At 68.1% G+C, this 14,503-nt stretch carries 11 protein-coding genes, 2 pseudogenes and 2 riboswitches; of the genes and pseudogenes, 8 read left to right on the forward strand and 5 right to left on the reverse strand.

The features are described from left to right. Positions 1–320: 320 nt before the first annotated feature. A pseudogene (locus ACZ7NC_RS37605) lies at positions 321–431 on the forward strand (IS5-like element ISFal3A family transposase); the annotation flags it as partial. A gap of 239 nt (positions 432–670) precedes the next feature. Here ACZ7NC_RS37605 and ACZ7NC_RS37610 read toward each other — a convergent pair. Continuing rightward, positions 671–856 (reverse strand): hypothetical protein, encoded by a 186-nt coding sequence (locus ACZ7NC_RS37610; protein WP_471495307.1) that lies wholly within the window; start codon positions 854–856, stop codon positions 671–673. A 212-nt stretch (positions 857–1,068) separates the two neighbouring features. Next, on the reverse strand, positions 1,069–2,529 hold the full coding sequence (locus ACZ7NC_RS37615) for an NB-ARC domain-containing protein (RefSeq protein ID WP_471495309.1): 1,461 nt from the start codon (positions 2,527–2,529) through the stop codon (positions 1,069–1,071). Between the two features lie 294 nt (positions 2,530–2,823). Between ACZ7NC_RS37615 and ACZ7NC_RS37620 the strand changes: the two genes are divergently transcribed. The 5 genes and pseudogenes from ACZ7NC_RS37620 (at position 2,824) to mctP (ending at position 10,052) form a co-directional block, all read left to right on the forward strand. Further along, complete coding sequence (locus ACZ7NC_RS37620; protein WP_471495311.1) at positions 2,824–3,234, forward strand: OsmC family protein; 411 nt, start codon at positions 2,824–2,826, stop codon at positions 3,232–3,234. Between the two features lie 119 nt (positions 3,235–3,353). After that, positions 3,354–3,878 (forward strand): annotated as a pseudogene (locus tag ACZ7NC_RS37625) (FAD/NAD(P)-binding protein); the annotation flags it as partial. A 1,426-nt stretch (positions 3,879–5,304) separates the two neighbouring features. Beyond that, complete coding sequence (locus ACZ7NC_RS37630; RefSeq protein WP_471495313.1) at positions 5,305–6,957, forward strand: histidine phosphatase family protein; 1,653 nt, start codon at positions 5,305–5,307, stop codon at positions 6,955–6,957. Between the two features lie 17 nt (positions 6,958–6,974). Continuing rightward, complete coding sequence (locus ACZ7NC_RS37635) at positions 6,975–8,333, forward strand: cation:proton antiporter (protein WP_471495315.1); 1,359 nt, start codon at positions 6,975–6,977, stop codon at positions 8,331–8,333. Between the two features lie 87 nt (positions 8,334–8,420). After that, positions 8,421–10,052, forward strand: a complete 1,632-nt coding sequence (gene mctP, locus ACZ7NC_RS37640; RefSeq protein ID WP_471495317.1) for a monocarboxylate uptake permease MctP — start codon at positions 8,421–8,423, stop codon at positions 10,050–10,052. A 17-nt stretch (positions 10,053–10,069) separates the two neighbouring features. Here mctP and ACZ7NC_RS37645 read toward each other — a convergent pair whose 3' ends face one another. After that, a complete protein-coding gene (locus ACZ7NC_RS37645) occupies positions 10,070–10,669 on the reverse strand; it encodes a TetR/AcrR family transcriptional regulator (RefSeq protein WP_471495319.1) in 600 nt (199 codons plus the stop codon). 165 nt (positions 10,670–10,834) lie between these two features. On the opposite strand from ACZ7NC_RS37645, the gene ACZ7NC_RS37650 reads away from it, so the two are divergent. Next, entirely contained in the window at positions 10,835–10,981 is a 147-nt protein-coding gene (locus ACZ7NC_RS37650; protein WP_471495321.1) for a hypothetical protein, read from the forward strand. A 131-nt stretch (positions 10,982–11,112) separates the two neighbouring features. Beyond that, positions 11,113–11,763, forward strand: a complete 651-nt coding sequence (locus ACZ7NC_RS37655) for a peroxiredoxin-like family protein (RefSeq protein ID WP_471495323.1) — start codon at positions 11,113–11,115, stop codon at positions 11,761–11,763. 120 nt (positions 11,764–11,883) lie between these two features. Here the strand turns inward: ACZ7NC_RS37655 and ACZ7NC_RS37660 are convergent, their stop codons facing one another. Together ACZ7NC_RS37660 and ACZ7NC_RS37665 are read right to left on the reverse strand one after the other, a co-directional pair. Continuing rightward, the gene (locus ACZ7NC_RS37660; protein WP_471495325.1) at positions 11,884–12,081 is read right to left on the reverse strand and encodes a hypothetical protein; all 198 of its coding nucleotides are present in this window, start codon (positions 12,079–12,081) and stop codon (positions 11,884–11,886) included. Between the two features lie 1,008 nt (positions 12,082–13,089). Continuing rightward, a complete protein-coding gene (locus ACZ7NC_RS37665) occupies positions 13,090–13,515 on the reverse strand; it encodes a (2Fe-2S) ferredoxin domain-containing protein (protein ID WP_471495327.1) in 426 nt (141 codons plus the stop codon). Positions 13,516–13,715: 200 nt separating this feature from the next. Then, a riboswitch (cobalamin riboswitch) is annotated at positions 13,716–13,893 on the reverse strand. Between the two features lie 122 nt (positions 13,894–14,015). Beyond that, a riboswitch (cobalamin riboswitch) is annotated at positions 14,016–14,237 on the forward strand. Positions 14,238–14,503 lie beyond the last annotated feature (266 nt).

Here is a 14,503-nt window from a genome sequence, read left to right on the forward strand (position 1 = left end):
TCTCACCTCGCTGTTTACGTGCGTCGGCCGGTCGAATCTGCGCTGAGGATCGGGCCTGGGGAGAATCTGGGGGTTCGGGCCGGAGCTCTCCTCCGCTCGCTCCCCCAGCAGGCTATCGATCGCCCTGCGCCCCTTCTTCCCCGCCTCGGGCATGAAGTGTGCGTAGTGGTCGAGAGGGATGGTCGGCGACGGATACGTGTGCCTCACACCGCGTTTGAGATCTGCCGTACCTGTGCGCTGGAGCGGTCGTTGAGCTCCGGCACGTCCACGACGTCCTCCGCGGCCGGGTCCGAGCGGCTGACAGCCGAAGCCCAGGGCTGATCGACTCGCAGTCTGTCCGCACCGCCGACACCGTCCCGGCGGCGACCAGGGGCTTCGATGCGGGCAAGAAGGTCATGGGCAGCAAGAGCTTGCTGGTCACCGACACCCTCGGTCTGCTCGTCGCGATCCATGCCGTCGCGGCCGGCATCCACGGTCGGGATGGCGCGAAGCGGCCGCCATCTCAAACGCGGTCTCAGCGCCAAGAGCCAGCTGGACGACGCGGCGCGGACTCTGCGGTCCTTGAGGTATGTGCGTACCAACGCGAAGGGGGCAGTGGCATCGAGACCGCCACCGACGACGAGCGGCATCCACTCACGGGAGAAGGCGGAATCGTCGGCCGTGCCGCGGTTCACAGGCGACGCCCTGCCTCACTCAACTTCCGTACGCCGTCCGGCACATCGGGGTGTACGTCCAGGTGGGCGAAGCCGTCGAGAATGTGCCGGGCTGCCTCTTCGCCATCTCCCGTCCAGTCCGCCAGCCCGGACAGCATCGCCTGTGCCCCGTCGTGGGCGATGGATGCGAAGTCCGCATACACGCCGACGGCTGTCAGCGCGGCCGTCCCGCACTACCCCGGCGAACCAGGTGGGCAGCACATGCCCGCGGGCGCCGGTGTCCTCGAAGCGGGTGGGCAGTGGCGTGACGTCGCTGAGCGTCTCGTGGACGTCGAAGACGAGGATCTGCGGCCGGTCGGCGGGTATACGTTCCTCCTCTTGGCGTCCGAAAGTCCGATGCCGGACGGAAGGCCCATCAGGCTGCGAGTACCCGCCCTGCTGACAAGTGCTGCGGCAGCCTGGTCTCTTCGTCGGCCTCGGAGTGCTGCTGCCGGGGCATGGGCAGCCGGAATCCACGGATGGTCCGAGTCTCCAGTCGTACGGCGGCATCGCGGCTGCGGCCGTGTTCCAGCAGGCGGCCCAGGGCCTGGCGGATACGGCTCGCGGGTTCGTCGATGCAGATACGTTCCTCCGCGTAGGCGTGGACGAGGGGGTGGAGTCGGAAGCGGTCCGGTGCGGTGCGCTCGAGCAGGTGTGCTGCCGTCAGGGTGGCGATGTGACGTTCGGCCACGACGGACGGTTCGCCCAGGAGCGCGGCGGCCGTGGCGGGGTCGGTCTCCTGCGACGACTGGAGGGCCATCAGGCGCAGGAGGCGCCGCGCGTCCTTCTGCAGCCGTGCGTCGGAAGCAGTCAGTGCGGTCCGTACGCCGTCCTCCAGGGCCAAGGTGATCACGGGCTCGCGGTAGTAGTCGCTGAGCGCCCAGGCGGGGTGGTTGCGCATGTGGCGGCCGATGACCGACAGCGCCAGCGGGAGGTGGCCCAGCATGTCCGCGATCTGCCGTACAGCTGGGATGTCCGGGGCGATACGGTCGGCTCCCGCCGCAGCCCGCAGCAGTTCGACAGAGTCGTCCGGCTCAAGGAGCGGCACCGGCAGACGGGTGGCTCCGCCGAGGCGGGTGAGTGCGCGCCGGCTGGTGATCACAGTGCGGCATCCTGGGGTCCCGGGTAACAGGGGACGCAGCTGTTCCGTATCTGCGGCATCGTCCAGGACGATCAGCGCGCCGGTTCCCGCCAGCAGCTGCCGGTAGAGAGACGCGCGTGCGTCGAGGTCGTACGGGATGCGGTCGCCGGTTGCGCCGAGCAGGCGAAGGAAGGTCTCAAGTACGGCTGCCGGGTCGGCGGGCGGGCCCTGCGGGGCGGAGCCGCGCAGGTTTGCGAACAGGACGGGCGCTGCGGTGCGTTCCTTGGCGAGCAGCCGGTGAGCGATGTGCAGGGCCAGTGACGTCTTGCCCACGCCGGGCATGCCCTCCAGCGCCAGCGTCGTGACGTCCCGGCCGCAGCCGAGTAAGAATTCCGCCCGGGCCACCAGGTCCGTCCTGCCGACGAACACGGAGAGCCCTGCGGGCAGTCGGTCATAGGCGCTCACCCGTGCAGCGGCCTCGGCCTCGCCGAGCACGGCTCGAAGCGACTGCCGCCACACGGAGAGGATGGCTTCGTCGGCGCCGACGAGGGCCTGCACCACGGCCAGTAGCAGGTCGGAGTTGGGGCGGCGGCGGCCGACCTGGAAGCAGTTGCCCACGGTCGAGCGGGCCGGCCATTCACCGCGCGGGCGGCCTGTCCGCTGCCAGTCCCGGTGGATGCGCCGCGTGATCTCGGTGATCGACGGGTTGCCCGCCCACGCTTTCAGCAGTCTCAGTTCCGCGATGAATTCGTCCATTGTGCGGGCTTTTCCCGGATCCAGTACCTGCGGCACGAACATCCTCCCCCATGGGACACCTGGGCCACGACCAACTTGGAACAGTCGTTTCAAGTTAGCCGTCATGGGGCTGTACCTGTCAACCGGTTTCCATCTGTTGAGCTCCGGCCACGGAGCGCATCCAGGATCATCCACGATCCGTCCGGAAGCCCGTATTCCGTCCCGATGCTGAGGCCCGTTCCCGCTCACCGGCACCCCGGGAATCCCGCCGAGTCCCTCGTGCCCCCGTTCCAGGACAGGAGTCCGTGCATCGCCATGCCCGAAATCGGTGTGTCCCTACGCCCCGTCGGCGGCAGCGTCGTCGTGGGTCAGGCCAGAGACCACACGGTCACCATCGACCGGCCCAAGGAGAAGGAGGGGACCGACGCCGGCCCCATGGGCGGTGAGCTGCTGCTTCTGGCCCTCGGTGGTTGCTATGTGAGCACCTTCCTCGCGGCCCTGAGGGCCGAGGACCCGGGGGCCGACGCCTCCGAGATCAGCTTCCAGGCCGACGGAAGCCTCGTGAGCGCGCCGACTCGCTTCTCAGAGATCACCGTGCAGGTGTCGGCGCCGGCCGTCCTCCAGGACCTGATCTCCAAGCCCCTGCTCAAGGCCGAGCGGGGCTGCATCGTCCACAACTCGATCCGTGACGCCGTGACGGTCCGCTTCACCCACGAGTGGCGCTGACTCTTCCCCCCACTGAAGGAGACAAGACCGTGGAAACGCAGCACAGCACGATGCAGGACAGCCACAGCCAGGACCGCGGCATGGCGGACATGGCAATGCACGCGAGCAGCATGCAGCAGATGGGCAGTGCGGCTCCCGGCACCCGGCGCGTCACGATCGTCGGCGCCGGGTTCTCCGGCACGCTCACCGCCATCCGGCTGCTCCACTTCGCCGATACACCCCTGGAGATATGCCTGATAGAGCGGGAGGAGGGCTACCGCTACGGCGGTATCGCCTTCGGCTGGGCGTCCACCAACTGGGAGCACATGCTCAACATCCAGGCCGGCCGCATCACCCTGCGCCGCGAGCGGCCGGAGGACTTCCTGGAGTGGGCCAACGAGGAGGCGGACCGCTCCGAGTGGCCGCAGAAGTGGCAGTACCACAGCTTCGGCGTGGCCTGCGTCGTACCGCGACGGATCTTCCGGCAGTACCTGGCCGAGCGGCTGCGCGACGCGGCCGCCGACGCCCACGCCGAGGTGACACTGCGGGAGCTGACCGGTGAGGTCATCGACGTACGCGGCGAGGGCGGCGGCTACGTCGTCAAGTACGCCGACGCCGGAGAGCAGGGTGGTGTGCACGACCTGCCGTCGGATCAGGTGATACTCGCGACCGGCCATCTCTCGCCGGTCCAGGCGCCCTTCTACCACCGCATCAAGGACTCCGACCGCTTCATCGCCGACCCCTACGCCCCCGGAGCTCAGGAGCGGTTCCAGGAGTTCGGCCCCGGGGAGACCGTCCTTGTCACCGGTTCCGCGTTGTCGGCCTTCGACACGGTGATCTCCCTCGTGCACGCCGGCCACCGGGGACAGATCGTGATCTGCTCGCGCGGCGGCCACATGCACGGCACCTACCCCGTCGACCACGAGCACGACATCTGGCAGGCCCGCCGACCGCCGTTCCTCGACGCCGAGGAGCTCACCCCCGAGTCGGTGGTCGAGGGGATCAAGGCGGAGTACGCGCACTTGCGTGACGAGCAGGGAGTGGAGCCGGGCAGCGCGCTCGACGCCGTCTTCCCCGAGCGCGTCATGAAGGCGTGGGAGCCGTACGTCATCGAGTTGATCTCCCGCATGGACGCCCGCGACGTGCGGATGCTGCTCGACCGGTACAAGAGCCTGATCGTCACCAACCGCACCAGCACCGTGCGGGAGATCGGCGGAGTCGTACGCAGCCGGATGCGCGGATTCAACGGCGCACCGAAGACCGTCGACGTCCTGTCCGCCGGCATCCAGGACATGCGCCTGGTCGAGGACGGCACGAAGATCCGGGTGGTCTTCGCCGACCAGCCGGACCTCGTCGTCGACCGCGTCGTCAACTGCCTGGGCAACAAGACCGACTACGAGCACACCGACCACCCCCTGTGGAACGGCCTGGTCAACGGACACGGATATGCACGACCGCAGACCAAGACCCACCGGGGTATCGAGGTCGGCGCACACGGACAACTCATCGCCGCGGACGGCGAGATGGCACCGGGCCTGTACGGCGTGGGCCCCATGCGCCAGGGCGACGAAACCACCCGCCGCGGCCGGCTCGGCGCATTCGTGTTCAGCATCGGCACCCTGCGCAACCAGTGCTTCGACACGGCGATGGAGGTGCTGCGCCGCCTGAAGCCCGCGAGCGACGAGGAGCAGATGGACATCCCCGACGGCATCCACCACTGCCTGATCCGCAGCAGCGACTGGATCGCCGCCGACCTCACCGCCGAGAGCCGCAGGCCACCCGCCTCCGGGAGCGCCTGCAGAGCTACGCCCGCGAGAGCGCCTACCCCAACGCCGTCAACTACCTGCAGGCCCAGGACCGCACCGAGCGCCGCAAGTACCGCGGCATCCTCGACGACGACCTGGCGGACTTCGGCGCCTCCCTCGCCCGCGAGTTCGACCTCACCACGCAGCAGGCCCGGCGGACCGTCTCCCTGCTGGCCACCCTGGTGGAGAAGCACGCGGTCCACAACCTGTGCGACATCACCAAGCTTGCGGGCTGGGACTCCCAGTACGGCGACCAGGTCAAGCACGCCCCGAAGAAGGCCATGTGATGGCAGGCCACGACGAGCAGGAGCTGCTCAGCCGCCTGTTCATGGTCCGGCACGGCGAATCGACCTGCAATTCCGTCCACCGCATCGCCGGTCAGCGCGACGCACCCCTGACCTTCCTCGGCCGGATCCAGGCCGAGAAAGTCGCCAAGGGCCACCGCGACCAGCAATTCGACCGCGTCTACGTCTCCCCGCTGACCCGCGCCTACGAGACCGCCGACACCATCTTCGGCATTGACACCCCCGACGCGAACGCCCCCGAGGTCGTGGTCGACGAGCGCCTGATGGAACGCGACTTCGGCAGCTACACGCTGGAGAGCAAGTCCATCCTCCAGCGCCGCCACGGCATCGCCGAGTACGAGCGGGCCATGAACGCCGACAGCCCGACCATGCACGGCGGCGAGACCTTCCAGCAGTTCAACGACCGCGTCCACGCCTTCTACGAGGAGGAGTTGCTACCCGCTCTGCGCCGCGGCGAAGTGGTCTGCGTGGTCTCCCACAAGTACGTCGTCGAGCTGATCTGCCGGTTCATCCTGGACCGCCCGGCCGACGAGTCGTACGACCTGCGCCTGCCCAACTCCCAGATGCTGCAGGGCGATCGGATCCACAGCTATGTGAAGAACGAGAACAAGACCATGAACATGGTCTACGAGTGGATCGTCGTCAACCATCCCGTGGTCTTCTGCGGGGGACTGGCGGCGGGTCTTCTCGCCAATGTCGCGGGGCTGCGGCTTTCCACCTCGCCTTACCTGCTGCTCCTGCTCCTTGTGCTGGCCAGCGTCATCACCATGTGCCGTATCGAGTTGGAGAACGCGCGAGCGTTCGTGACCGACCGTGGCATCCTTCGGTCCGTTGCCCTCCGCTACCTCGCCCTGCCGATTGCCTTCGCGGCCCTGGTGCACTGGTGGGACGTGGGCAGTTCGAGTACGGCGGCGATCGCCGCCGTGTTCCTCGCGACCCCCAGCTCCGTGGTGGCGATGACGGTCAGCCGCTGCCTCGGCGGCATGATCATGCCGACGTTCGCACAGGTCCTGCTCTCCTCACTGGCGGCGACGCTGTCGTTCTCGGCCGTCCTGGCTCTGACTCTGCACGAGGACGTGGCACCGGCCGTCGCCATCAGCGCCGCCACTTCGACCGGTGTCGTCACGGCGGCCTACGTCCTGGTCAAACGCCTGCGGGAGCGCTCTCCCATCCGTACGGCCAAGTACGGTGAGCGCAACGGATACGTGGCCGTACTGCTGCTCACCGCGTTCATCGTGCTCGTCTGCCTCAAGCTCGACCTGGACGGCTTCACCACCTACGCGCCGACCGCCGTGGGCGTCGCCGTCGGCCTGCGACTGGTCGCCGCCCTGCTCAAGCGCCGCCGTCACGTCCAGACGCTCGACGACTACACCGCCATGACCTACCCGAACGTGTTCGTGGTGGTCATCATCGCCGCGCTCACCGGCAACGGGCCGCTGGAGCAGGTGGCGATCTGGACTCTGCTGCCGATGTTCGTCCTGTCCTTCTTCGACAGCTGGTACGCCCGCTTCCTCGTCGTGGCCCCCGACGACGCGCGCTGGCCGACCGTCCTCCAACTTCCCGCGCATCTCCCCGTGCGCGGCCGTCCGGCCACCGAGGACCCGCGCGAGTCCTCCGTCCCCGCACGTTCCTGATGACCATGGGAGTCGATGTGCAACCCACGTACCCCACGGCCTATCTGGCCGCCACGACCGACAAGAACCTCGAACTCGTCCTCCACGTCCTGCCCGCGATCGTCGTCATCCTGGCCGCCTCGGCCCTCTGCGGACGCCTCGCACTCCTGGTGAAGCAGCCGCGGGTGCTGGGAGAGATGGTCGCCGGCGTGCTGCTCGGCCCCACCCTGTTCGGCGCGCTGTTCCCCGAGGCGCAGAAGGCGATCTTCACCGCCGATGTGAAGCCGATCCTGTACGTCCTGAGCACTATCGGCCTGACGGTCTTCATGTTCCTGGTCGGCGCCGGCCTCGACCGCGGTGGCGGCACCGGCGGGAAGGACACCAGGAACGCCGCCGTCCTGGCCGTCTCCGGCATCGTTCCCTCCCTGCTGCTCGGCGCAGGCGCCGGCTACCTCCTCTACGACCGGCTGTCCCGCCCCGATGTCTCGTCCTTCGAGTTCGCCCTCTTCATGGGCGGCGCCCTGTCGATCACAGCCTTCCCGATGCTGGCCCGCATCCTCTACGAGCGCCGGCTGGAGAACACCCCGCTCGGCCGGATGACCCTCCTGGGCGCCTCCATCGATGACGCTGCGGCCTGGTGCTTCCTCGCCGTGCTGTCGGCCATGCACTCCGGGGGCGGCCCCATGCAGGTCCTGCGCATGATCGGATTCACCGCCCTGTTCGCCCTCGTCATGCTGACCGTCGTGGCCCGGCTGCTGCGCCCGATGGGCGCCAAGGTCGAACGCACCGGCCACTTCGGCTTCGACCAGATGTACATCGTCGTGGGCATCGTCCTGCTGTCGGGACTGTTCACCGACTTCATCGGCATCTACTCCGTGTTCGGTGGCTTCATCGCCGGTCTCGCCATGCCGCGCAACCCCGCCTTCCGCGCGGCTCTGCACAACCGCATGATGGACATCGTCTGCGTGCTGCTCCTGCCGATCTTCTTCGCCTTCTCCGGCCTCAACACCGAGCTCGGTGGCGTCGCGGGATGGGCCATGATCGGCCCGTTCCTGCTGATCCTTGCGGCGGGCTTCGTCGGCAAGTACGCGGGCTGCGCCCTCGCCATGCGCGGTGTCGGATTCTCCTGGCGCGAGTCCTGGGCGGTGGGCGGCCTGATGAACGCCCGCGGCCTGATGATCCTCATCTTCATCAACATCGGCCTCGCCCAGGGAATGATCAGCAAGGACGTCTTCTCCATGCTGGTCCTGGTCGCGGTCATCACCACCGCCGGCGCCGTACCCCTGTACCGCTGGGCGCTGCCTGAGCGGCTCGAACAGCGGATGTCCCCACCGGCACCACAGTCCAAGGCGGCCTCGGGATCGACCCCGGCCGAGGCAGAGCCCGTGCACGCCTGACCCACGGCCCGGCCGGACGCGTAAGCGCCCGGCCGGCCCTCACGTCATCACCCGCTTGAACCCCTTCGTCCCCGGACGGGAGCCACCATGCCCAACGGCGTGAACGGCGTCGCACTCGCCGTCTTCATCCTCTTCTTCCTGGCCGTCACGATCATGGGCTTCCTCGCCTCGCGCTGGCGCAAGGCCGACAACGAGCACAGCCTCGACGAATGGGGCCTGGGCGGCCGGTCGTTCGGGACCTGGATCACCTGGTTCCTGCTGGGCGGTGACGTCTATACGGCCTATACGTTCGTGGCGGTCCCGGCGGCGATCTACGCGACGGGCGCGGCCGGCTTCTTCGCGGTCCCGTACACGATCCTCGTCTACCCCCTGATCTTCACGTTCCTCCCCAGGCTGTGGTCGGTGTGCCACCGCCACGGGTACGTCACCACAGCGGACTTCGTCCGCGGCCGGTTCGGCTCGAAGGGCCTGTCGCTCGCGGTGGCCTTCACGGGCATCCTGGCGACGATGCCGTACATCGCACTCCAACTGGTCGGAATCCAAGCCGTGCTGGACGTGATGGGCGTCGGCGGCGGCGAGAACACCAACTGGTTCATCAAGGACCTGCCCCTCCTGCTCGCCTTCGGTGTGCTGGCCGCGTACACCTACTCCTCGGGCCTACGAGCCCCCGCCATGATCGCCTTCGTCAAGGACACGCTGATCTACATCGTCATCGTCGTCGCGATCATCTACATCCCGATCAAGCTGGGCGGGTTCGACGAGATCTTCGCCGCGGCGGACAAGAAGTACACGGACGCCGGTGCGGGCGGACTGCTCCCGACTCCGACGAGCCAATGGACGTACGCCACGCTGGCGTTGGGCTCCGCCATGGCCATGTTCATGTATCCGCACTCGATCACGGCGACGTTGTCGTCCCGCAGCCGCGAGGTGATCCGGCGCAGTACGACGGTGATGCCCCTCTACACCCTGATGCTCGGCCTGCTGGCCCTCCTTGGCTTCATGGCGATCGCGGCCGGAATCAAGGTCACCAACGGGCAGTTGGCGATCCCGCAGCTGTTCGAGGACATGTTCCCGGACTGGTTCGCGGGCGTGGCCTTCGCGGCGATCGGCATCGGCGCGCTGGTCCCGGCCGCCATCATGTCCATCGCAGCGGCCAATCTCTTCACTCGCAACATCTACAAGGACTTCATCAAGCCGGACGCGACGCCCGCGCAGGAGACGAAGGTCTCCAAGCTGGTCTCCCTGCTGGTGAAGGTCGGCGCGCTGGTCTTCGTCCTGACGATGGACAAGACGGTCGCCATCAACTTCCAGCTGCTGGGCGGCATCTGGATCCTGCAGACCTTCCCGGCCCTGGTCGGCGGCCTGTTCACCCGCTGGTTCCACCGCTGGGCCCTGCTCGTCGGCTGGGCGGTCGGCATGATCTACGGCACGGTCGCCGCGTACGGCGTCGCCTCGCCGACTCAGAAGCACTTCGGCGGCTCGGCGAAGGAGATCCCCGGCATCGGGGAGATCGGCTACATCGGCCTCACGGCGTTCGTGCTGAACGTGCTGGTGACGGTGGTGCTGACCTTCGCCCTGAAGGCTGCGAAGGCCCCCGAGGGAATCGACGTCACATCCCCCGGGGACTACACGGCGGATGCGGCGGATGCGGCAGAAGCGGAAGCGAAGGAAGCTCCCACTCTCCGTCCGGGCACTTCACCTGTCCCCAACCCCAGTTGAGCCGGATCCACGCACCCTTATGCCGCCGCCCGGACGCCGATCGAGTCCAGGGCGGCGGTCACCGTCCTGCCCAGCGTCGCGGCATCCGCACCGGCACGGGAGCGCAGGTTGACGCCATAGGCGAGCAGCGCCAGCAGATCCGCGAAGGCTCCGGGGTCGGCGCCGGGGGCGAGCTGCCCCTCGCTGTCGGCGGTGACGAGGGCGGCGTACATTGCCTCGCGCAGCCCTCGGTGGTGCTGGTCCAGGACAGCGCGTACCTCAGGATCGCTGTTCTCGGCCCCGGCGTGCGCGTTGGAGACCATGCAGCCCCAGCGGGCGTACTCACCCGAGCAACGCGCCTCGATCAGGCCGCCGAAGAACTCGGAGATCGCCGGCAGGCCCCGCTCGTCCTCGGCCAGGCGCCGGAACATCGGCTCGGACCGCTGCACCATGTAACGGCGCAGCGCGGCGAGATAGAGCTCCTGCTTACCGCCGAACGTGGCGTACAGACTGGAACGGTTGAGCCCGGTCGCGGTCACCACATCCTGGATCCCGGTCGAGGCCACGCCCTGCCGCCAGAACAGTCGCACCACGGTCTCCAAGGTGGCATCCGGATCGAAGTGCTTGATGTCCGGCATGTTTCACCCCGCCATCTTGAAATAGGAATTCCAAGATACTCCCCGTTCAGCTCGCCGCAAAGGCGCTGACAGATACAGAGCGGGGCAGGTCGCCCACCAGCGCGAAGGCGTCCAGCTTCGTCCACGATCCGCCGGTGGCCGCCCGCTCGCCGCGACCATGCCTCCATGAATCGCATACCAGCCCTCTGGGCGGCCGCGTACGGGTCGCAGTCACCCCGCATCCGCCGCTTCCTCGCCCGCCGTGTGGTCCATCTCGGCGCCTTCATCCGGGCTCTCGCCCTGACCGACCATCGCCCCTTCACCAGCCTCTGACACATCGGCACCTCCGCACGGCTGGCGCGGGGCCCGGCATGCCCTTATCTTGGAACGGCCGTTTCAAGATTTCGCTTCAAGATTTGCCCCGCTCCAGCCGTCAGCCACGTCAGCCAGGAGGAACGAGCGTCATGACCACCCTCAACGCCGAACTGCGCACCTTCTACGAAGCGCGTCAGCAGCAGATCCCCACCGAGATCCGGGAGATCATGCGGCGGGCCGGCCAGGAACTTGCCGACTCCGGCCAGGCCGACCGCGCCCTGACTGTGGGCGACAAGGCCCCGCGCTTCAGCCTCCCTTCCACGACCGGGCAGACCCTGAACCTGGACGATCTACTCACCGACGGGCCTGTCGTGTTGACCTTCTACCGTGGCGCATGGTGTCCGTACTGCAACATCGCCCTGCGCTCCCTCCAGCAGCATCACGAGGCGATCACCGCTCGCGGCGCCCGCCTGGTGGCCGTCTCCCCGCAGATCCCCGACGAGTCCCTCACCCTGTCGGAGAAGCACGGCCTCGCCTTTGACGTGCTCAGCGACATCGGCTCCGACACCGCCAAGCAGTACGGCCTCGCCTTCGACCTCCCCGACGACCTCGCCGCCGTCTACGACAAGCTCGGCTTCGACCTCCAGCGCGTCAACGACGGCCACCCGCGCACGCTCCCGCTGCCCGCCACCTACGTCATCGACCGCGACGGCGTGATCCGCTGGGCCTTCGTCAACACCGACTACACCACCCGCGCCGAACCGGCCGACATCCTGCATACTCTCGACGCTCTGAGCTGATCGCCGGTCAGCCGCGGGGAGGCGCCGAGCGGAGAGCGAAGGCCGAAATGAGCGGGTACCCGCCATGTGCCATGGGCCCCGAATCATCTGATTCGGGGCCCATGGTGGGTACGTGTGTCGTCACAGAGCGGCAGTGTGGACGCCCGCTCCCGCCGCGAGAACCTCGGTCGAAGCGACAGCCGTGAGGCCGGCAACAACGTCTCCGATCGGCGTCTCCAAGAAGAGACCGCCGGAGCCGCCGGCCGCGAGGCCGCCGGAGACGTTGTCCAGGTCGGTGTCGGAGATCTCGGCTGTTTCAACCTGAGAGGCAAGGTTCATAACGCGCGGTTCCCTTCGAATAGGCACTTCGGATGGCGGAGATCGCCCGATTCCCGAAACTGGGAACCCTTCCCGGCGACTTGCGCCATTACGCAAGATCAAAGCATGCCGACAAAGGGGCGGCCAGCCGCCCACGGATCAAACGGGACGCCCCGCGAAAGGCGACCTCACCGGTGTGACAGCGCGGTGACTGAATACGCCGACTCCTTCACGCGGTCTGCCCCTTCGCTGCACGCAATTCGATTGCCTCCGATTCCCAAGGTGGACATCCCCGCCCCGAAGCCGCCGCAGTCAGGCAAAGTCGTGACTACTGTTCATGTTCCCTACGACCTGTCAGTGAACGGTGTGCAGGTTTACCGGATCTTCGGCACCCAGGCCATGGGCGCGTGCAGCCGATGCCGTCCGTTCTGGCTTTCCAACACGGCGTGGGCAGACGAGTGCCGTCACCGCCCAGGCTTTCATTGCAGCGGTCAGGAACGGCCGCAGGCGCCGCCCCCCATCAGGGCCTCGCTATTCGGCAGCGCAATACGCTTCCTGCTCATGCGGGTCACGTTTACGGCTACCGCACTTGACGTTGACGCGGTCCCAGCGAGCTGCCCGATTCCCAGGCCCTCCTCCGCGCCCTTGCGAGCACGCGAGTAAGCCGTCTGAATCGTGAGGACGTACGGCCATCCCCCGTACCTCGTAGTCACGGCAACCGGCGACGACCCTTGAGTTGAGCGCGTTCCACAGGTCGGACGCCTCGCGCTTGGCCACCCGAAGATCGGCGTGCGAGAGCAGGCCTTCGCCGCCGTTCAGACGTGCCTTCAGGAGCAGAGGGGATCGGCGCGGGCATGGGGGCGGTGCCCTCCGGCGCGGTCAGGTGGCGGCGGGCCTGTCGGCCGCACACAGTCAGGGCGTGATCCACCGGGACATCAGCCCGCCAACGTCATGATCTCCAGCGACTGTCTCGTGAAGAGTTCCGCGCGCATCGGTCCATCCGATCTTCACGTCCCGCCTGTTCACGCTTCAACCTTCCGGCTGGGACGTGGCCGTGGTGCCCGGCTTCGCCGTGCTCCGCCTGGGCGGGGTGAAGGTGTAGAGGTCGAGCACGTCGGGACAGGGTGCGACGCCGGGGCCGCCGGCGCGGACCCAGTCGATGATGTCCTCGGTCGCCTCGGGGTCGTTGACGAGGCCGAGCCAGACCGGGCGGGCGCCGGTCGCGCGGGCGGCGGCGGAGGGCTGGACGACGATCACATTTGCGTGTTCGCACACGTCGAGGCAGGCGGAGACGCGCACGGGCACGCTCTCGGCGAGGCGCTCGGTCTGCCGCGCATGATCGACTCCGGTCACCTTGGTGCTGCCGCAGCAGCAGTCCCGGCACACGACGACGCGGCACGGTGCCGACGCGGCGGGGGCGTGGCCCGTAAGGCCTTCGGGTCGCTGCTCAGGCATCACTTGGCACGCTCTCCTCCTGCCGGGGGATCCGTCCCGGCCGGCCGGTCGCGGACAGCGGATGACGGGGTGTCCGGGGTTGGTCGTGACCTCGGCGCGGATGCAGCAGGGCAGTTGGACGGAGGGTGGAGCGGAGCACGGGCATGCCTCGGGTGTCGGGGCTCGTACGCGGAGCCTGGCCTACGGACGTCCTCCTCGCCGGGCGGCGCGGAGTGCCAGCAGGTGTTCGGACTCGGGTTCGTCCGGACGGGGCGCCTTCCCGGTCTCCCAGTGGCGTGCCGTGCCCCGCCCGTCCCCCTCACCGCTGCGCGTCAGTTCCGGGTTCGCACCGGATTCCCTGGCCTCGGATGTGGCTCGACTGGCCCGACGAGGCTATCAAGTCCGTACGACGGTCAACTCGGGCGATCGGGCACGGGCACGGGGCACGGGGCACGGGGCACGGTACGAACGTGCTGGTGCTCTGGGACCCTTCGACACCTGCACGGCGAAACCCGACCGGTAGGCTGACCGGTGCAGCTGGTTCGCCCCGTCAGCCAGGCGGGATGCGTCGTAAGAGGGAACCCGGTGGGAATCCGGGACTGCCCCGCAGCGGTGAGCGGGAACGACCGCCGTCATACGCACTGGGTCCGACGTACCGGGCCCGGGAAGCGACGGCCAGTAGGTGTCTCGTACGACGAGACGTGCCCGCGAGTCCGAAGACCTGCCAACTGCCCGCGTACGAACCACTCGTGCGCGGACATCCCGGTGACCTCGAGGGCGGGTCGGCGTATCGACCGAACGGACGGCTGTGGACGGACATGGCCGCCACCGTCCGGTCCGTCGCCCCTTCGCGCTCTCGTCCCGTCCCCGGGATCTCAGGGATTCATCTCGCGAAGGAGATCTCCGTGACCACCCAATGCCGGTGAGTTAGGACGTTTCTGCAGGTAGCGGCGGGTGTCTGGCAACTTTCAGCGAGTAGTGGACGTTACTGGGAGTGCGTGGTTGGTCT

It is taken from the genome of Streptomyces sp. NPDC111802 (assembly GCF_055634335.1).